General features: G+C 61.2%; 18 protein-coding genes. 17 read left to right on the plus strand and 1 reads right to left on the minus strand.

Features of this window, described 5'->3' with window-relative positions; genetic code table 11:
* Positions 1-78: 78 nt before the first annotated feature.
* From AB4Z37_RS25765 to AB4Z37_RS25835, 15 genes are all read left to right on the plus strand, one after another.
* On the plus strand, positions 79-384 hold the full coding sequence (locus AB4Z37_RS25765; protein WP_441519555.1) for a hypothetical protein: 306 nt from the start codon (positions 79-81) through the stop codon (positions 382-384).
* Positions 385-435: 51 nt separating this feature from the next.
* Positions 436-1,710 (plus strand): divalent metal ion exporter subunit IhpA, encoded by a 1,275-nt coding sequence (gene ihpA / locus AB4Z37_RS25770; RefSeq protein ID WP_441519556.1) that lies wholly within the window; start codon positions 436-438, stop codon positions 1,708-1,710.
* Complete coding sequence (gene ihpB, locus AB4Z37_RS25775; RefSeq protein WP_441519557.1) at positions 1,710-2,654, plus strand: divalent metal ion exporter adaptor subunit IhpB; 945 nt, start codon at positions 1,710-1,712, stop codon at positions 2,652-2,654. Before ihpA ends, ihpB begins: the two co-directional genes overlap by 1 nt.
* The gene (locus tag AB4Z37_RS25780; RefSeq protein WP_441519558.1) at positions 2,647-3,012 is read left to right on the plus strand and encodes a P-II family nitrogen regulator; all 366 of its coding nucleotides are present in this window, start codon (positions 2,647-2,649) and stop codon (positions 3,010-3,012) included. Before ihpB ends, AB4Z37_RS25780 begins: the two co-directional genes overlap by 8 nt.
* Positions 3,005-6,214: an efflux RND transporter permease subunit gene (locus AB4Z37_RS25785; protein ID WP_441519559.1), complete on the plus strand. Its 3,210-nt coding sequence runs from the start codon at positions 3,005-3,007 to the stop codon at positions 6,212-6,214. The genes AB4Z37_RS25780 and AB4Z37_RS25785 overlap by 8 nt, the downstream gene beginning before the upstream one ends.
* Entirely contained in the window at positions 6,211-6,582 is a 372-nt protein-coding gene (locus tag AB4Z37_RS25790) for a hypothetical protein (protein WP_441519560.1), read from the plus strand. The genes AB4Z37_RS25785 and AB4Z37_RS25790 overlap by 4 nt, the downstream gene beginning before the upstream one ends.
* 122 nt (positions 6,583-6,704) lie before the next feature.
* The gene (locus AB4Z37_RS25795; protein WP_441519582.1) at positions 6,705-7,058 is read left to right on the plus strand and encodes a hypothetical protein; all 354 of its coding nucleotides are present in this window, start codon (positions 6,705-6,707) and stop codon (positions 7,056-7,058) included.
* A 139-nt stretch (positions 7,059-7,197) separates the two neighbouring features.
* Positions 7,198-7,545: a hypothetical protein gene (locus tag AB4Z37_RS25800; protein ID WP_441519561.1), complete on the plus strand. Its 348-nt coding sequence runs from the start codon at positions 7,198-7,200 to the stop codon at positions 7,543-7,545.
* A complete protein-coding gene (locus AB4Z37_RS25805) occupies positions 7,542-8,696 on the plus strand; it encodes an OpgC family protein (RefSeq protein ID WP_100554738.1) in 1,155 nt (384 codons plus the stop codon). Before AB4Z37_RS25800 ends, AB4Z37_RS25805 begins: the two co-directional genes overlap by 4 nt.
* Before the next feature lie 26 nt (positions 8,697-8,722).
* Entirely contained in the window at positions 8,723-10,930 is a 2,208-nt protein-coding gene (locus AB4Z37_RS25810) for a heavy metal translocating P-type ATPase (protein WP_100554737.1), read from the plus strand.
* A 52-nt stretch (positions 10,931-10,982) separates the two neighbouring features.
* The gene (locus AB4Z37_RS25815) at positions 10,983-11,579 is read left to right on the plus strand and encodes an MgtC/SapB family protein (protein ID WP_100554736.1); all 597 of its coding nucleotides are present in this window, start codon (positions 10,983-10,985) and stop codon (positions 11,577-11,579) included.
* Positions 11,569-12,882, plus strand: a complete 1,314-nt coding sequence (locus AB4Z37_RS25820) for a sodium:proton exchanger (protein ID WP_441519562.1) — start codon at positions 11,569-11,571, stop codon at positions 12,880-12,882. Before AB4Z37_RS25815 ends, AB4Z37_RS25820 begins: the two co-directional genes overlap by 11 nt.
* A gap of 221 nt (positions 12,883-13,103) precedes the next feature.
* Positions 13,104-13,418 (plus strand): ferritin family protein, encoded by a 315-nt coding sequence (locus AB4Z37_RS25825; RefSeq protein ID WP_100554734.1) that lies wholly within the window; start codon positions 13,104-13,106, stop codon positions 13,416-13,418.
* Between the two features lie 21 nt (positions 13,419-13,439).
* Entirely contained in the window at positions 13,440-13,724 is a 285-nt protein-coding gene (locus AB4Z37_RS25830) for a PilZ domain-containing protein (protein WP_100554765.1), read from the plus strand.
* Positions 13,721-14,482, plus strand: a complete 762-nt coding sequence (locus tag AB4Z37_RS25835; protein ID WP_441519563.1) for a hypothetical protein — start codon at positions 13,721-13,723, stop codon at positions 14,480-14,482. Before AB4Z37_RS25830 ends, AB4Z37_RS25835 begins: the two co-directional genes overlap by 4 nt.
* A gap of 301 nt (positions 14,483-14,783) precedes the next feature.
* Here the strand turns inward: AB4Z37_RS25835 and AB4Z37_RS25840 are convergent, their stop codons facing one another.
* Positions 14,784-15,467: a DUF6088 family protein gene (locus AB4Z37_RS25840; RefSeq protein ID WP_441519564.1), complete on the minus strand. Its 684-nt coding sequence runs from the start codon at positions 15,465-15,467 to the stop codon at positions 14,784-14,786.
* A gap of 287 nt (positions 15,468-15,754) precedes the next feature.
* On the opposite strand from AB4Z37_RS25840, the gene AB4Z37_RS25845 reads away from it, so the two are divergent.
* Together AB4Z37_RS25845 and AB4Z37_RS25850 are read left to right on the plus strand one after the other, a co-directional pair.
* Entirely contained in the window at positions 15,755-17,584 is a 1,830-nt protein-coding gene (locus AB4Z37_RS25845; protein ID WP_441519565.1) for a sucrose-6-phosphate hydrolase, read from the plus strand.
* Positions 17,581-18,720 (plus strand): phosphoribosyltransferase-like protein, encoded by a 1,140-nt coding sequence (locus tag AB4Z37_RS25850; protein ID WP_441519566.1) that lies wholly within the window; start codon positions 17,581-17,583, stop codon positions 18,718-18,720. Before AB4Z37_RS25845 ends, AB4Z37_RS25850 begins: the two co-directional genes overlap by 4 nt.
* Position 18,721: the final 1 nt, after the last annotated feature.

The following is an 18,721-nucleotide window of genomic DNA, read 5'->3' on the forward strand; positions in this document are numbered from 1 at the left end:
TGCTAACCAACGAACATGGGACGTCAAATCGGCCACACGATGCCAAGACCGCAAGCCACCCGCCTGAGGCGGGTGGTAATGGCGTTTCTTGCTGTCGTATATCTGATGGTTGGATTTGCCGGCGAGATTGCGTGCGCAGAGGAATCCCTTTTTACGTCCACACCGATCAGCACCAGCGCACCTTCCGATAAGGCCGACGAGGGTTCGAAAAAGACCCCGACGGTGGTCGAACATTGCTACTCCTGCGTCCCCATCACTGTGCCCGCAGCGGTGATGGTGTACGAACCGGTAAGCATATCCGCGCAAATGTCGTTTCCGAGCGACACCATTCTTGTCCTCGAAGTACGCCTGCCGGACCCGCCGCCCCCCAAATCCCTGAACTGAGCTATCAGCCCGCGCGAACTTCGCGCAATCGTCTCATTTCAGGTCACTCTTATGTCCCGTCTGCCTATTGCTGCGCGCGTCTTTTGCGCGTTTCTTGCCTATTCAGGTCCGTTGTTTGCTGCCGAGGGATCGTCTCGCACAATTTCCCTGCCGCAGGCGCTTCAGCGTGCGTTGGCTGCCAACCCGCGCCTGACGGCCGCCGAGCGAGATATTGGCATTGCCGGCGGACTCCGCATTCAGGCAGGTGCGCTTCCCAATCCAGAGGCCTCGTTCGAACTCGACAACGCTTTTGGCTCTGGTCCGTACAAGGGGGTGCGCTCGGCCGAGACCAATCTGCAGCTCAGCCAACTCGTCGAACTGGGCGGCAAGCGGGAAGCACGCGTTGCGGCCGGCGAGGCCGGTATCGGTACGGCCGTCTGGCAGCGGCGGGCGACGCGGCTGGAAGTCCTATCCGAGACGGCGATCGCCTTCATCACGATCATCAGCGCGCAGCGGCGCATCGAGATCTTCGATGAGCAGATTGCGAGCTTTGATCCGCTGATTCCTTTGCTGCAAAAACGCGTCCAGGAGGGCGCGTCCTCGCCTGCCGAGACGCAGCGGGCCCAGATCGCAGCGGACTTGTTCCGCGTCGAACGGGAACGCACCAAGACACTGCTGGCTACGGCGCGCCGCGATCTTGCCATCCTGATGGGGGACGCCAGTCCGAGGTTCGGCGAAGCCGTGGGACGGCTGGCAAGTACCGGTCAGCCGCCGCCGTTCAAGGCCGTACTGCAGGCGATCGACGCCAATCCGCAATTGGCGCGCTGGACCGCGGTCACGGCGCAGCGCAATGCCGAACTTCTTATCGCCCGACTAAAAGCCATTCCGGACCCGCGCTTTTCGGCGGGCTGGCGACACTACCAAGACACCAACGACAACGCGGTCCGCCTTGGCGTTTCGATCCCACTTCCGGTCTTCGACCAGAACACCGGCAACATCATCGCGGCACAGGAGACGCTCGCGAAGACGGATGCGGAGCGGGCGATCAACAAGCTGGTGCTGCTCAGCATCGCTGGCCGCGCCTACGACACCCTGACAGGCGCTCTGGCCGAGCTCAAGCTGCTGCGGTCGTCGGTTATTCCCAACGCCCGCAGCGCCGCCGAGACGATCCTCAGCGGCTACTCGCAGGGCCGCTTCACACTGCTCGAATTGCTCGACGTCCGCGGGTCGCTGTTGCAGGCGTTGCTGCGCGAGCAGGAGGCCTTGCAGAATTTCCATATCGCCGTGGCCACCATCGAAGGTCTCGTCGGCAATCCGTTTTCGCTCACCCGCGAGAGTTCAAGATAATGAAGGCATTCGTTCGCTATTCGGTATTCATTCTGGTCGCTTTGGCCCTTGCCTACGGCGGCTACCGGATGCTCACCCCGGCGGCCACGAAAACGACTCCAGCGGAAAAGGCCGAAAAGGAGGAGCACGCCGACAGTGTTACGTTGAGCGACGCCAAGATCGAGACCGCAGGAATCGAGCTCGCGAAGGCTTCGGCGGGCGTGCTGCGAGACAGTCTATTGCTGAACGGTATTGTGCAGCCGAACCAGGAATCGCTGGTTCAGGTCACTCCACGCTTTCCCGGCATCGTGCGCGACGTACGAAAGCGGATCGGTGATCGAGTTCAAAAAGGCGATGTCCTGGCGCTTATCGAAAGCAACCAAAGTCTGACGCAATACGAATTGAAAGCGTCGCTCGCGGGAACGGTGATCGACCGGCAGACGACGCTCGGCGAATACGTCTCAGAGCAGAAGCCGGCGTTCGTCATTGCGGACCTCTCCACTGTGTGGGTCGATTTCTCCGTCTATCGGCGCGACCTCAAACGGGTCGGCATTGGCGATCAGGTTTTGATCGATCCGGCGGACGGCGGGCCGCCTATCGATTCCAAGGTTTCGTACCTGTCGCCCGTCGGCAGCAGCGACACCCAAAGCGCGCTCGCCAGGGCCGTCGTGCCGAATTCCGAACAGCGACTAAGGCCCGGTCTCTTCGTCACCGGGCGGCTGACGTTGTCCGAAAAAACCGTGAGCGTCGCAGTGAAGGCCTCCGCCCTGCAGACCTGGGAGAACCGCACGGTCGTCTTCGTCCGCAACGGCGGGAAATTCGAAGCGCGGGACGTCGAGATCGGCGAGCGGGACCCGCAACTTGTCGAGATCACCTTCGGCGTGCTGGAAGGCGACGTCTATGCCGCACAGAACAGTTTCATCATCAAGGCGGAACTGGGGAAAGGATCGGGCGACAATGACTGATGACGCTGCAATGACGCTGATCACCGCCCTCGTCAGGCCGCACATGGAAGGCCACGTGGTGCGCGCGCTGCATGACCTGCCCGACTTTCCGGGCTTCACTTTCGACGAAGTCCGAGGGCAGGGACGCGGCCGAGGACAAGGCGGGGGCTACGTTTCGGCTGATACCGATCTCACCTATCACCAGTTTCTGGAACTGAGATTGGTCTGCCGGTCCGAATTAGCCGATCAGATTTGCGAACGTATCGCGTCGGCTGCCTGGACGGGCAGGAAGGGCGACGGCGTCGTGTTCACGACGGCGGTGCATAAATTTGCACGCATCAGGGAAATCGGCCGACACCCGGAGAAGCGCAATGATTGATGGAATTCTTTCGTTTGCCATCCGCCAGCGATGGCTTGTGATGATCGGCGTGCTGGTCATGGCCGCCTTCGGAGCCTGGAATTTTACGCGCCTGCCGATCGACGCCGTTCCCGACATCACCAACGTCCAGATCCAGATCAACAGCCGGGCGCCTGGCTACTCGCCGCTGGAAGTCGAGCAGCGCATCACGTTTCCGGTCGAGACCGCCATGGGCGGGCTTCCGCGTCTCGACAGCACCCGGTCGCAGTCGCGATATGGCATGAGCCAGGTCACCGTCATCTTCAAGGATGGCACCGACATCTATTTTGCCAGACAGTTGGTCAACGAACGGATCCAGCAGGTCAAGGACCAGCTTCCGCCCGGGATCGAAACGGCCATGGGGCCGGTCTCAACCGGTCTTGGCGAGATCTATCAATTCACCGTGGAAGCGAAGCCGGAGGCCCGCAAAACGAGCGGCGAGCCTTACACGCCGAGCGATCTGCGCACGATCCAGGATTGGATCATCAAGCCGCAGTTGCGGAATGTTCCCGGCGTCATCGAAGTAAACACCGTCGGGGGATTCGAGAAGCAATTTCACGTGCTTCCGGATCCCGCGCAACTGATGGCCTACAAGCTCAGTTTTCGCGACGTGATGACGGCGCTGGCGTCGAACAACGCCAACGTCGGCGCCGGCTACATCGAACGCAACGGTGAGCAATATCTCGTCCGCACACCCGGGCAAGTCGCAAATATCGACGAAATCAAGGAGATCGTGATCGGATCAAGAAACGGCGTTCCGGTTCGGATTTCGGATATCGCCGACGTCAGGGAAGGCAAGGACTTGCGCACCGGCGCAGCCACCGTGAACGGCCAGGAGGTCGTGCTTGGAACTGCCATGCTGCTGATCGGCGAGAACAGCCGGACGGTGGCGCAGCGTGTGGCAGCCAAGCTCAAGCAAATCGGACGTTCTTTGCCGGACGGTGTCGTTGCTCGGGCAGTCTACGATCGGACGCGGCTGGTCGAAGCCACTGTTGCAACCGTCGAGAAAAATCTGGTTGAAGGCGCGCTTCTTGTAATCGTGATCCTGTTCATGATCCTGGGAAATTTTAGAGCCGCCATCGCGACCGCGTTCGTCATTCCGCTTTCAATGCTCTTCACCATCACCGGCATGGTGGAGAACAAGGTCAGTGCCAATCTGATGAGTCTCGGAGCCATCGATTTCGGCATCATCATCGACGGCGCCGTCATCATCGTGGAGAACTGTCTGCGCCTGCTGGCGACAGAGCAGCACCGGTTGGGGCGCGTTCTTGACCGCCAGGAGCGATTCGAGACGATCCTGGCCGCGTCTCGGGAAGTCATCGGCCCAAGTCTGTTTGGAACGCTGATCATCGGTGTGGTGTACATCCCGATCCTGACGCTCACGGGCGTCGAGGGGAAAATGTTCACGCCGATGGCTTTGACGGTGCTGATGGCGCTGACCGGCGCCAGTATCCTCTCTCTGACGTTTGTCCCGGCGGCCGTTGCCCTCCTCGTCACCGGCAAGGTTTCTGAGCACGAGAACTTCTTCATGCGGGGAGCGCGTCACATCTATACACCGCTGCTCGCCGCTTCCATCCGCAACAGGTTCGGTGTCGCCGTGATCGCCGCTCTGCTGATGGTCGTCTGCGGGATCGCCGCTTCACGGATGGGAGGCGAATTCATTCCAAGTCTCGATGAAGGCGATGTGTCCATGGAGGTGGTGCGCATCCCGGGAACGAGCCTGACCCAGTCCGTGGAGATGCAGGCGATGCTCGAGCGGCGGCTGCTCAAGTTGCCCGAAGTCAAGGAAGTATTCGCGCGCACCGGCACGGCGGAAGTTGCGACCGACCTGATGCCGCCGTCTACATCCGACTGCTACGTGATGCTGAAGCCACGGAAGGACTGGCCCGATCCAGAAAAATCGAAGGCGACTATAGTTTCGGAGGTTCAGCAAGCGGCCGAAGATGTGCCGGGAAGCGTCTATGGAATTTCGCAACCTATCCAGCAACGCATGAACGAGCTCATATCCGGCGTCCGCAGCGACGTCGGGGTCAAGATATTCGGAGACGATCTCGATGTACTGGTCCAGTCTGCGGCAAAGGTGCAGGCCGTTTTGCAGACGGTTCAGGGAGCAGCGGACGTAAAGACCGAGCAGGCCGCGGGTCTTCCGGTTCTCACGGTCAAGCTCAACCGGCAGGCCCTGTCGCGCTACGGGATCAGCGTCGGTGATGTCCAAAACCTGGTCGAGATTGCGGTCGGGGGCAAGAATTCCGGGCTGGTCTTCGAGGGCGATCGCCGATTCAGCATCGTCGTCAGGCTTCCGGAGCATCTGCGTGCGGATATTCAGGCGATCAGGTCGTTACCGATACCGCTGCCACCCCTTGAGAACCAGTCCAAGGCGATGCCTGCAGTGTGGGGCCACTCGCCACTCGCCCAGATCCGTTACGTCCCGTTGTCGGAACTCGCGCAGATCGATCTGGCGCCCGGTCCCAATCAGATCAGTCGCGAGGACGGCAAGCGTCGGATCGTCGTGACCTCGAACGTAAGAGGCCGCGACCTCGGGTCGTTCGTCGCCGACGCTCAGCGTCAGGTCGAGCAAAAGGTGAAGCTGCCGGCCGGTTACTGGATCGGCTGGGGGGGGCAATTTGAACAGTTGGTTTCGGCGACGCAGCGGCTAACGATAGTGGTGCCGATCGCGCTGGCGCTGATTTTCCTGTTGCTTTTCATCAGCCTTGGCTCGATGCCCGACGCGCTGCTGGTGTTCAGCGGCGTACCGCTGGCCCTTACCGGGGGCATCGTGGCCCTCCTGCTCCGTGGAATTCCCCTTTCGATCAGTGCCGGCATCGGCTTCATCGCGCTGTCGGGCGTGGCCGTGCTCAACGGCCTCGTCATCATCACGTTCATAGAGCGCCTCCGCAGGGAAGGACACGCCCTTGTGGATGCGGTGCGCGAGGGCGCGCTGACCCGGCTGCGGCCCGTCCTGATGACTGCGCTCGTCGCTTCCCTCGGGTTCGTGCCGATGGCGATCGCGACAGGCGCCGGCGCGGAGGTGCAGCGGCCGCTGGCCACGGTCGTCATCGGAGGAATCATCTCGTCAACCATTCTTACGCTGCTTGTGCTGCCCGCTCTCTATGTCCTGTTCCGGCGTGAGGACATCGAGAACGGTGAACTGAAAACGCCGGAACCGAACGGAGTGAAATCATGAAATACGTTCTGCTGCTTATCGCCGCCTTGACGTTCGCCGCCCCGGCTTCGGCCGAAGAATACGAAAAAGGACCAAACGGTGGCCTCATGCTCGACGTCGCAGGCATCGATGCTGAACTTCTTACCGCCGGGACTACCGTCACCATCAACGTCTTCGTCCCGAACACCCCAAAGCCGGTTTCTACAAAGGGCTTTACTGCGGCGGTGCTCATCGCGGGCGGCAGCGGCCGGGAGACGGTCACGCTCGCTCCGCAGGGCGAGAATTCCCTCAAGGGTGACGCGAAGGCAGCGATACCGGCGGGTGCCACGATCACTTTGACCATTAAGACCGCGGAAGGAAAATCCGGACAGGCCAAATTCAAGAAGTAGCGCGGACGATGGCTACGGCTCCGATGTGGAATGCACAGGAAACTTTAGATTGCGACGGCCGCCAGGCGACCGTCGCAGCCCGTGGTGTCGATCGGAAGGTACGACGTCCGATCCTGTGCTTCATGTTGTCCGCAGTTACCTTGATGACGTCCTCCATGGCGGACCTGAGGGCAGAGGGGCGAACTGCCAAGATCGTCGGCCTGGGCGCCGCGACCTGCAAGCAGTTCAACGGCGACGTCGCGTTGAATCCCATGGTGCGGAGGGATTATCTAGCGTGGGCACAAGGCTTCATGAGCGGAATTATATTGAGCAGGCCGCCGGGCATGGACGAAGGCCTCGACCTCAATCCGGCGACCTTCGACCTGGTCACTCAATTGCGGTTCCTCGAGGATCACTGCGCGCGAAACGAGGCGCTCGATTTTTCCGAGGCTGTCGAGGCGCTCTACAAGCGGCTTCGACTGGAGGGCAAGACATGAACGGCATGCTGCCCCGCAAATGTTCCTTCCGGCTGCGAGAGAGGTCGCGCCATGACTGAGCCGGCACAGATGGTAAAGCACCGGCGCCGAAGTCGCGCAGCATTTGCATGGCAGCGAGAAGGAGCCGAATGGCGGTCAGATGGAGGATGTCGCGGACATCGACGCGGAACTCGTCAGGTCCGGCAATAAGGTTACGATCAACGTTTTTGATCCCAAGAATGCCAAGTCGGTCGCAACAAAGGGCTACTCCGGGGCAGTATTGATCGAAAACGGGACCGCAAAGGAAACGATAACGTTCGTCGCGTCAGGTGACAACTCATTGCAGGGTGAGGCCAAGACCGCAATTGCGCCCGGCGCCACGAAGACGCTCACGATCAAGACCGCCGAGGGCGAGGCCGGCCAGGCAAAATACAAGAAGTTGCAGAGCGTTCGCCGTAGATGGTTCGGCGGCGCTTGTGACACCGAGGCGAAGGGAATGTTAGAATGACGAACCGCGTGGGCGATCAATCAGACAGCGGCCCAACGGAGCGCGACCTGCGCCTCGACCTATTTCGAGGCGCAGCCAACTGGGCGATCTTCGTCGATCACATTCCGAACAATGCCGTCGCATGGCTGACGACAAAGAACTACGGCTTTAGCGATGCCGCGGACCTGTTCGTTTTCATTTCCGGATACACGGTCGCGCTCGTCTACTCGCGGACGATGGTCGCCAAGGGCTTCGTAGCGGCCGCGGTCGGCATTCTGGCTCGGGCCTGGAAGCTATACGTGGCGCACATCCTGCTGTTCGCCGTCTACGTCGCCGCGGTCGGCTACGTCGCCCAGAGCTACGGTCACGCCCAACTTCTCGACGAATACAACATCCGGCGCTTGATCGCCGATCCGATCGAATTCCTGAAGCACGGGTTGCTGCTGGAGTTCAAGCCCCTCAATCTCGACGTCCTGCCTCTCTACACCGCGCTGATGGCCACTTTTCCGCTTTTCCTCTGGCTTTTGATGCGGTCGCCCGGCCTGGCGCTGGCGGCCTCCTTCGCAATCTACGTGGCGGCCCGGACCTTCGGTTGGAATTTGTCTAGCTATCCCGACGGCACTTGGTACTTCAATCCATTCGCCTGGCAGTTTCTTTTCATGATCGGCGCCTGGATCTCGCTCGACCGGACGGGTCTGGTGCGGCGGCTGATTGCATCCCGCCTGGCCGTATGGTCGGCGGTGCTCTTCCTCTTGTTCAGTCTCGTCGTCACGCTTGCTGCGCGTTTCGGCTTTTCGGAGGCGATGCCGGCACCGATCGCCGACGTCTTGCTCCCGAACGACAAGACGAACCTGGCGCCGTATCGGATCCTGCATTTCCTCGCGCTCGCGCTGGTCGTTGCGAGATTGGTGCCGCGAAGCGCGACGGTCTTGAAACTACCCTTCCTGCGTCCAGCGACGATCTGCGGCGAGCGCTCCCTGGAAGTATTCTGCGTCGGAATATTCCTCTCGTTCGTCGGCTGCTTCCTCATCGAACTTGTTTCCGACTCGATAGTCTTCCAAGCGCTCGTCAGCCTGTGCGGGATCGGCTTGATGACGGCCGTAGCCTACTACCGGACATGGACCAGGAATCTCCAGTCGACATCGACGCCGGACAGATTGAGGGTCGTTTGATGTCGGACCCCCGTGGAGCGAAATCAATGGCGCAGGCAAATACGATCACCACGCGCATGCAGGTGGAGGGGATGGACTGCGCAGCATGTGCCATCAAGATCCAAAACGCGCTGCGGCGGATGCCCGGTGTTACCGAGGTGATCGTCTCCGTCGCCGGCGGCGCCGTCACCGTCAAGCACGACCAGCCGAATACCGAGGCGATGAGACGTCAGATAGCCGGGCTCGGTTACGCGGTCATGGACCCGGAGGAGAAGAGCTCAAGACACGTCGGCCATGATCACGGGGAGAAGGGATCCGTGCCCCAAGAAGAAGACGCTGGCCATTCCCACATCCACGAGCCCGGCTCCAAGGACCAAAGCTGGTGGCGAACCCGCAAGGGCCAGTTGACCATGGCGTCCGGGGCCGCTCTCGCGGTCGCTTTTGCGGTCGGAAAAGCCGTTCCGGCCACCGAGCAGTGGGCATTTCTACTGGCGATGATGGTTGGCCTGATCCCGATCGGCAAGCGCGCGATTTCCGCAGCGATGGCAGGCACGCCGTTTTCAATCGAGATGCTGATGACGATCGCGGCGGTCGGCGCGGTGTTCATCGGGGCGACGGAGGAGGCGGCAACGGTAGTATTTTTGTTCCTGATCGGCGAACTTCTTGAGGGCGTCGCCGCCAGCAAGGCGCGCGCCAGCATCCAGGACCTGACGAAGCTGGTGCCGAAGACCGCCCAGCTTGAGGACGATGAAGGCCAGGTCCGCGAGGTGGAGGCCGACACGCTCACGGTCGGCACCATGATCCAGGTTCGTCCCGGGGACCGGATTCCGGCGGACGGCGTCATCGTGTCCGGAGAGAGTTCGATCGACGAAGCGCCGGTCACCGGCGAAAGCACGCCCGTCCGGAAGGGCCGCGATGAGAGCCTGTTCGCCGGCACTGTCAACGGAGACGGACTGCTCAGGGTGCGCGTGACGGCCGCTGCGGCGGACAATACGATCGCCCGCGTGGTGAAGCTAGTCGAAGAGGCGCAGGAGTCGAAGGCGCCGACCGAGCGTTTCATTGACCGCTTCTCCCGGTACTACACGCCCGGCGTGGTGGCGGTAGCGGCTCTGATGGCCGTCGTGCCGCCGCTCCTGTTCGGCGGCGCCTGGAGCGGCTGGATCTACAAGGGCCTCGCTATCCTGCTGATCGGGTGTCCCTGCGCCCTGGTTATCTCGGTGCCTGCAGCGATCGCCGCCAGCCTGTCTGCCGGAGCCCGCCGCGGACTGCTGCTGAAGGGTGGCGCCGTCCTCGAACAAATCGGCAAGATCACGATCGCCTGTTTCGACAAGACGGGCACCCTCACCGCGGGCAAACCCCAAGTGACTGATGTCATCGGCTTCGATCGGAGCGAGGGAGACGTCCTGCGTTTCGCGGCTGCCCTCGAATCCGGATCAAGCCACCCGCTTGCGACCGCGATCTTGTCCAGAGCGACCGAGCAGCAGATTAAGCTGCCGCCGACGTCCAACGCCACGGCTATTGGGGGCAAAGGCGTCCAGGCGACGGTGGAGGGCATAAAGGTCTTTCTTGGCTCGCCGAATGCGGTCGCGGAACTCGTTCCCGTCGCTGCGAACCAAAATGCCCGGATTTCGGCCCTCAACGACGAGGGCAAGACGGTTTCCCTCCTCGTCATGGACGACAAGGTCGCTGGAGCCATCGCCATGCGGGACGAGCCCCGTCCGGATGCCAGGAAAGGGCTGAAGCTTTTGTCGGACGCAGGGATCCGGACGGTGATGCTCACCGGCGACAACCGGCGCACTGCCAGCGCAATAGGCAAACAACTCGGTATCGACGTCGAAGCGGAACTTCTACCGCAGGACAAGCAGCGGATCGTTGGCGAATTTCAGAAGAAAGGCCTTGTGGTCGCCAAGGTCGGCGACGGCATCAACGATGCGCCCGCGCTCGCCGCCGCCGACGTCGGCATCGCCATGGGCGGCGGCACCGATGTCGCACTGGAGACCGCCGACGCCGCTGTGCTGCACGGGCGGGTGTCCGACGTCGCCGCCATGGTCGACCTGTCCAAGCGCACCATGACTAACATCCGCCAGAACATCGCCGTCGCGCTTGGGCTGAAGGCCGTATTTCTTGTCACCACCGTCGTCGGATTGACGGGGTTATGGCCGGCCATCCTCGCCGACACCGGGGCGACGGTTCTGGTGACGATCAACGCCTTGCGCTTGCTCCGCTTGCCCACGACCGAGCCGTTCAAGTCTTGAGGAAGAAGAACTGAATGCTTTCCTGCCTGCCCCAACCCCTGAAAGTGACGCGATGTTTCAAGCATTGAGCCGACTGTCCACCACGGAAGCGTCGCGTCATGCGGTGACTCAACTTGCGGTCATCGCTCTTGCGTTCGGACTGACAACAGGCAGCGCCTTCGCAGCGGCAGGCGACGCCGGTGGTACTACCAGATTCGATCTCGCGCTGCTTGTCCGGATCGCCGTTGCCGTCGCGTTGGCTTTCCCCATCGGATGGGAACGCGAGTTTCGCGGTTCGGAGGCCGGCGACCGTACCTTCATGCTCGTCAGCCTGGGAGCGGCCGCGTTCACGGCCGTCGGTGTCGAGAACTTTCCGGCGACCGCGGAGAAGATCATGGCGGGCGTCGTCACCGGTGTGGGGTTTCTCGGCGGAGGGATGATCCTCAAGGACGGTGGCAACGTTCGTGGCTTGACCACGGCAGCGGCCATTTGGGCAACGTCGGCGGTCGGCATGCTCGCGGGGATTGGCGAACTTCTCATTGCGGGACTGGTGACCGTCTTGGTCATTCTGATCCTGGAATTGCAATTCCTGCCTTTGATCGGTCGGCTCGATGCGCGGCGCTGGCGGCCGAAGGAAGCCAAGCGGGAAGGGAACGGGCATGAATTCTGAAAGCAGTCGCGGCACCAATCTTAACGGGACGGCGATAAAGCGCTTTTTGGTCCTCATTGGGATCGCAATGTGTGCCGCTCTACCGGCCCTGGCTCTGCGAACAGCGGGATGGCGTCTCGGGCCGGTCGTTGACACTGCAATCTTCGGCGTTGCGATCCTCGCGGCCGGATTTCTTTTGTCGTGGGGTGCGGAAGCGGCCGAGCGGCACATCGCACAGGGCCTGATCCTTGCGGCCGTCGCCTTGATAACGGTCCTTCCGGAATACGCGGTGGATATGTATTACGCTTTTCAGGCCGGCCAGGCCGGCCCGGAGTCGCCGTACGTCCATTATGCTGCGGCCAACATGACCGGCGCGAATCGGCTGCTTGTCGGTGTCGCATGGCCGCTTTTAGCGCTGCTGCACTGGATTAAGGATCGGCATCGCGTGATCGAACTGACAAACGACAACGCAATCGAAGTCTCGTTCCTTTTGCTCGCCAGCCTCTACGCGTTCGTCATTCTGTTCAAAGGCAGCATTACCCTTTTCGATTTCACGATGTTGGTGGCAATCTTTGGAGGATATGTCTGGCGCGTCCGCAACGTTCGCAAAAGCGAGAATCCGGATGAAGAGGACGAGCCTGGACCTGCCGCGGCGCTCAATGAATTGCCGCTCCGGACGCAATGGATAGTTATGGCAGGCCTCGGGCTCGCCGCCTGCGGAATTATTCTCTGGAGCGCCGCGCCTTTCGCGGAAGCCATGATCGAAGCGGGCCGCGCCCTCGGCATCAGCGAATTCCTTCTCATCCAGTGGTTGGCGCCGCTCGCGAGCGAAGCACCCGCCGTATCTATCGCCGTCTTGTTTGTTCTAAGGGGGCGCGCGGCGGGCGGACTCATCACTATGATCAGCGACAAGATCAATCAGTGGACGCTCCTGGTCGGCATGCTACCGCTGGCGATGACCGTCGGCGCCGGCGGTGCGACAGCACTGCCGTTGGACGCGCGACAAATCGAGGAGTTTTTTCTTACTGCCTCTCAATCCCTGTTCGGCGTCGCACTGCTCATGCGGCTGCGTTTCAGCCTTCTGTCGGCGACCGCACTAGCGCTGCTATTTTTGGTTCAGGTGAGCTTGGCCTACTACTACAGGAACGACGAAATACGCACGATAGCCACTCTGTCGGGCTTAGCCTGGGTCTATCTGGCGCTTGCTTCGATGCTCTTCATATGGAACGGCCGTCGATTGCTAGAAATAATTCGCTTCACTCTTCGATCGTCAACCGCACCTGCAAATCCCAAGACATTGAATTCGGCCCGGGGTGAATGCTGACGCCTCGCGGCCTGGTGTCAGAACACTCGAGGCAAGCATTTGCTCCAAACGTTCTAAAACATCGTGCGGCAGGAAGGACAATGACGGGTGGAAAATTCCTATGGGCGCGGACCATCAGGTGGACCGCATAACTAGCTTTGATAGCCTGGAGTCGGCGCTGCGCGAAAACTGGGTTTTCACGGACATCAATCTCTTCACTCCATCAAAAAAAGGAGATCAAAATGGGGTTCGATCAATATCATGAACCGCCGGAAGAACTTTCGCAGGAAATGCGCACGTTCGCGCGGATGATCACGTCGCTGATAGAGGAGGCCGAGGCTATTGGCTGGTACGAACAACGGATGTCGCTCGAAAAGGACAAAGAGGCGAAAGCAATCATGGCGAACGCACAGAAGGAAGAATTCAAGCACTTTGGGATGAACCTCGAATTCCTCCTCCGCCACAACAAGGACTGGCGGACCGAGCTTCAGAGCATCCTCTTCACGACGGGGGACATCGTGAAACAGGGAGAGGCGGCCGAGAAGAAGGTCGATTGACCTTTCGTGGAGACGGTCGTCATGGTGGAGAAAAGATCGATTGCGCGACTGAGGGTGTTGAAGGCCGCAACGATCGCGTTCGGCGGCGCGGCCATCGATTGCACCGTCCGAAACCTGACGGCCTCCGGCGCGCTGCTCGAAGTGGAGAGTCCGCTCGGCATTCCGCACCATTTCGTCCTTGTGATCCCTTCGGAAGATATCTCGCGATCCTGTCGACTCATCTGGGCGTCCGAACGCCGCATCGGGATCCGTTTCGATCGAACGGACGACTGCACGCCGAAGCAAAAAAGGGGGATCGTTCCGTGAAACCGACTCGACGAATTTCAGTGACGGGTGCGCTGCTGCTGCTCGGCTCGATACTGACATGCGGGCAATCGACCGCTCGCGGCAGCTTCGCCACTGAGAACCCGTGGGCACCCGAGCATATCGAGGGACTCCCGGCCGAGATACGACGGGGGATTTTCGCGCGCGAACGCGCGTGCGGCAGCGCGGCGGCGGCCGGGCACTACTTCTCGGTCTCGATCATGGCCGGAGGCCGACGTTTCGTATCGCTGCACTTCGAAGACTTCGCCTGCGCGAACCGTGCCGCCGTTTGCCATGGCGGCGGGTGTCTGCACGAAGTGTACCTGGAATCACGTGGCCGGCACCGGCTCGTCTTCAGCGTGCGCGCGCGCGATCTGAGGATGTTTGAGGACGGCGGGGCCGTCGGTCTGGTGGTAACCGGAGGGAAGTCGGACCGTTTCTTTCGATGGGACGGACATCGTTTCGTTGCGGCCATCGGGCAGGGATCGCGGCTACTGCCATTGCCGCTCATCGGACATCCTCATTCGGGCGGCCCGGACGTCGTCGTCAACGGCGAAGACTTTGTGCATCGCTCGAGCTTCTTCGTGCCGCTGGTCGAACTCGAAACGAAACTGCGCGACGCAATCGGCTCGAACACCGTACGTGGACACCAGCAGCATCGCACGTCACAGCAGGTCGCCGCTTCCGGCCAGGATGGAATGCTGCCGGCGGGCGTTCACGACCCTGCAGACTCTATTTCGAAACACCGGACTCATTATTGATGGGCCCGGACTCAAAATCACTCAAACGGCATAACAGAATTCGAACAACTGTTCGCGGGCTGACGATGCCCTGAGTCTCGAACACTTTCACTGCGAACACCACGCAGAAGCCATTCGCGCTCGCCTCGCTGGGCGAGGCGCTACGCCATACGGGGTTGTCGGACCAAACTGACGGCCCACAAGCAGGCGTAATCCCCGCGGCGAGTTACGTTGCTATAGGAATATATTCCATAATGAAGGTTATGCGAACATAAGTCATAGAAGGAAACAGGCCACCATGCGACGCGCGCGGGCGCGGTAATCACTTCTCGGTAAGCGTCGGCACTCGTGCCTGCGCCTCCGGCGCTGGTGAGATCAGCTCACGCAGGAAGTTCTGCATCCAAATGGGCAGCGCCGAGAAACCTTGGCGCAGGTCATCGCGGAGCGCAGGTCCATGTTCTGGGTCGGCAAAAAGGCGGCGAAGGTGGTTCGCCACGCGCTCATGCTCCTCTGGAGTGGCCAAGACGTTTTGGATCCAATGGAGCGCCTGGACGACCCGCATGGCGGGACGACCAGCCCAGAAGAGGCGGCTCGGCGCCGCCGGCTTGAAGTGAATTTCCTGGGCGCCAAGTTTGATTGGCTTGAGCCGTGTATCTACCAGCACTTCGATTCGAGCAGGTACGGCCGTCGTCAAACCGAGATCGTTGGCGGCGGTCATGCCGTCGACAACAAAGCGGGCCTGATCGCGGCGGGTGACGGCGCGGATCACCGCGCGATAGTCAGGTACGGTATCACGCCCTGTTAGCTGATTTCGGCGCGGACGATCATAGAGTCCACGATCAATCCGGCGCAGCTCTCCGGCGGCAACGAGTCGTTGCAGTACTTTATCCACGGCAGCACGTCCTCCGAGGTCGGCGAAGTCCGCTGGCGTCCATACGGTGTCGCCATCGGATTGGATGCGTGGAAGCAAACGGGAGCGGAGATCAGGGCTAGCTGAATCGGTCATGTCCGAAGGATTACGCATTTTTCGGACAAGTCAAAGTTCCACTGTCCGAAGAAGGCTACATTTTTCGGACAATAGTGTTAGATTATAGCTGTCAGGCGAGTCGCCATATGGCATGTTTCTATTTTGTTCACGCCGAGTCGGCTTGAAAAAGGCGATCGGAATTCCGGAAGACCATGGCGCGCCCCTATGCGAGTGAAATGGCAAAGTTGGCTGACACCTTTGAGTGGGCGGCCTCGGCTGACATCAGCCCATTGCGGAAAGCAGTCCGAACAGCTGGACTCTCAGCCTTGCGCGCCATCGGGTCCGGCGGCTCCCTCACGGCCGCTCACGCGCTTGCAAGCTTCCACCAGCGTTTTACGGCACGGATCGCGGCTGTGGCCACACCTCTGGAAGCCGTCGAAGAACCGCTAGACCAGACTGTCACCACCTGGCTACTCAGCGCCGGTGGTGGCAACGTCGATATCATCGCCGCCGCCAAGGCGCTGATCGGACGCGAACCGCGGCAGCTTGCCATCCTGTGCGGGCGCGAAGACAGCCCTCTGGCCCAGCTCTGCCGCGCTCATCCGTTCGTGGATCTGCTCATCTATCCACCCCCGGCAGGCAAGGACGGCTTCCTCGCCACGAACTCGCTGCTTGGATTCACCGCGCTCCTTGCCCGCGCCTACGCAGCCGAGTTCGGCTTCGAGACTGAATGGACTGACGCGGTGGCGAGCCTCCGCCCGCTGATACATGAGGGTTCGAACGCAGCCGCCGCCTGGCAAGACGCCACCACGCAGCTATGGTCGCGGCCGACGACGCTCGTCCTCCATGGTTCCTCGACCCGCATTGGCGCCATCGATCTGGAGTCCAAGTTCACAGAAGCTGCGCTCGGCAATCTCCAACTCGCGGACTATCGCAACTTCGCCCATGGCCGCCATCACTGGCTGGCCAAGCGCGGCGAGACGAGCGGGGTTCTCGCTTTCATCACCGATGACGACCGTTCATTGGCCGAGCGGACCCTGGCGTTGATTCCGCCGGAGATTCCTCAGGCGCAGCTGAGTTTCGCCGGAAACGCCAGCGCCACCGCGCTCTCAGCTCTGGTTGCGGCCCTGCGTGTCAGCGGCTGGGCCGGCGCCGCGCGCGGCATCGACCCGGGCCGGCCGGGTGTGCCTGATTTTGGTCGCAAGCTGTACAATTTACCGCTGCCTCGTGCAGGGCGTGCAGAAAGCCTTACCGGCCTCACGGCGCGAGACGCCGCGGCTATAGCGCGCAAGGCCGGCGTCGCTCCCGAGCGTATGGCGGGCGCCGGCGAGCTCGATCGCTGGCGGCTCGCGCTCGACAATTTCCGCGATGGGCTTCGCGCGGCGACCTTTGCAGGCGTCGTTCTTGATTACGATGGCACTATTGTCGATACACGCGACCGCTTCGTGCCAGCCAGCGAGTCGATGTGCGCGCAGCTAGAACGCATCGCAACAGCGGGGGCTTGGGTTGCTATCGCGACCGGCCGCGGCGCGTCGGTCCGCCGAGATCTTCAGGCTCGGCTTCCGAAGGCGCTTTGGCCAAAGATTCTGATTGGCTATTACAATGGCGCCGAGATCGCGCGGCTGGACGACGAAGACGCACCGGATGGCTCCGAGGGCACGTGCGCTGCGCTTGCGCCGCTCGCCGCAGCGCTGCGCAATCAGCCCGAACTCGCACAGGTCGCTCGGCAAACCGAACGGCGCTATCAAATTACGCTGGAAGTCACCCGTGTCATACCCGAAAGTCGGCTTTGGGACTTGGCACGGCAGATCATCATGATGACCGGTACGGCCGATGTCACCGTCACCAGATCGAGCCATTCGGTCGACATCGTGGCGGCCGGAGTTTCAAAGCTAAATGTTCTGACCCATCTTCGTGATCTGGCCGGCTCAGCGCCGTTGCTTGCCATTGGTGACCGGGGCCGCTGGCCTGGTAATGATTACGAGCTCTTGCGTGGACCTTACGCACTCGGCGTCGACGAGATTAGTGTCGATCCTGCCACGTGCTGGAATCTGGCGCAGCCGGGACAACGTGGGCCTGCGGCCACGTTCGAATATCTCTCGTCTCTACAAGTGCACGACGGCATCCTCGGCTTTGCAAAGGACTCCCTCGCGTGAATCAGGACCTTGGCCTCAAGATACTGGGGCAGATCATGGACTGGCCCGATGAACGGGCGCGAGAGGAATTCCAATGGCTACGGCTCATGGCACGCCTGAAATACGACGGCTACCGAGACTTCCAGGCCGGCATGCGCTTTATCGAAAGCCTCGCAACCTGGCTGCAGCAATTTACGCCCGCCGAGCGCGAAACCGCGTACGCATTTGTCCGGTACACCCTTGTCTATATTGGCCCCAGCGAAATGCACCGCCTGGTCGAGCAATTTTATCCTCGAACCGTTCGGGACCGGATCATCCGCACGGTTGCAGCCGAGCGGGGCATCCCGACTTATCGTGTTCTCGCTGACGCCGACGCCCGCGCAGCGGCTGAACGGCTTCGGCGGCAAACCCTGTTCATGGGCCTAAGCGACGGTGCCCGGATCGACACTGTGCGGCACGCTAATGTCGGCCTGATCACCAATGAGCAGCTGGTTCTGGCAACACAGGTCGACAGAGACAAATGGGCGGACTTGCTCGAAAACCTGCGCGCCGACCTCGGCGATCCCGAGGCGCGCTTTCGTTTGGTCTATCTGATCGACGACTTTACCGGCACCGGGACCACATTTCTCCGGTACGATCAGAAAAAGCAGAAGTGGAAGGGAAAGCTCATTAAATTCCGTGAGTCGATCGAAAGTGCGGTGACAGCGCTGGGTGGCGATCGAATTCTCGCGCCGGACTGGGAATTATGCATCCACCACTATGTCGCTTCGGCCGGTGCTGCCCAAGCTATCGTCCAGCGCCATCAAGAAGCGCTGCCGGCACTCAACGGCGATGGATGGGCCAAACAGGTCCACGCTTCCTTCGGCACGATTCTGCCGCAGGATCTGCCAATCAACACTGACAGCCGGCACGCTGCATTCATCAAGCTGACGCAGTCTTACTATGATCCAAAGATCCAGACGAAGCATACCGAAGTTGGTGGCGCGCCCCATCTGGGTCTTGGCTATGGCGGCTGCGCGCTTCCGTTGGTACTTGAGCACAACACGCCCAACAACTCGGTCGCGCTATTGTGGGCCGAGACTGACGGTGGTGTACAGGAGAACTCGGTCGTGCCGGCGATGCGCCCCCTGTTCCGCCGCCGTCAGCGGCACGCTTAAA

It is taken from the genome of Bradyrhizobium sp. 2TAF24, from assembly GCF_052115025.1.
Lineage (GTDB): Bacteria > Pseudomonadota > Alphaproteobacteria > Rhizobiales > Xanthobacteraceae > Bradyrhizobium_A.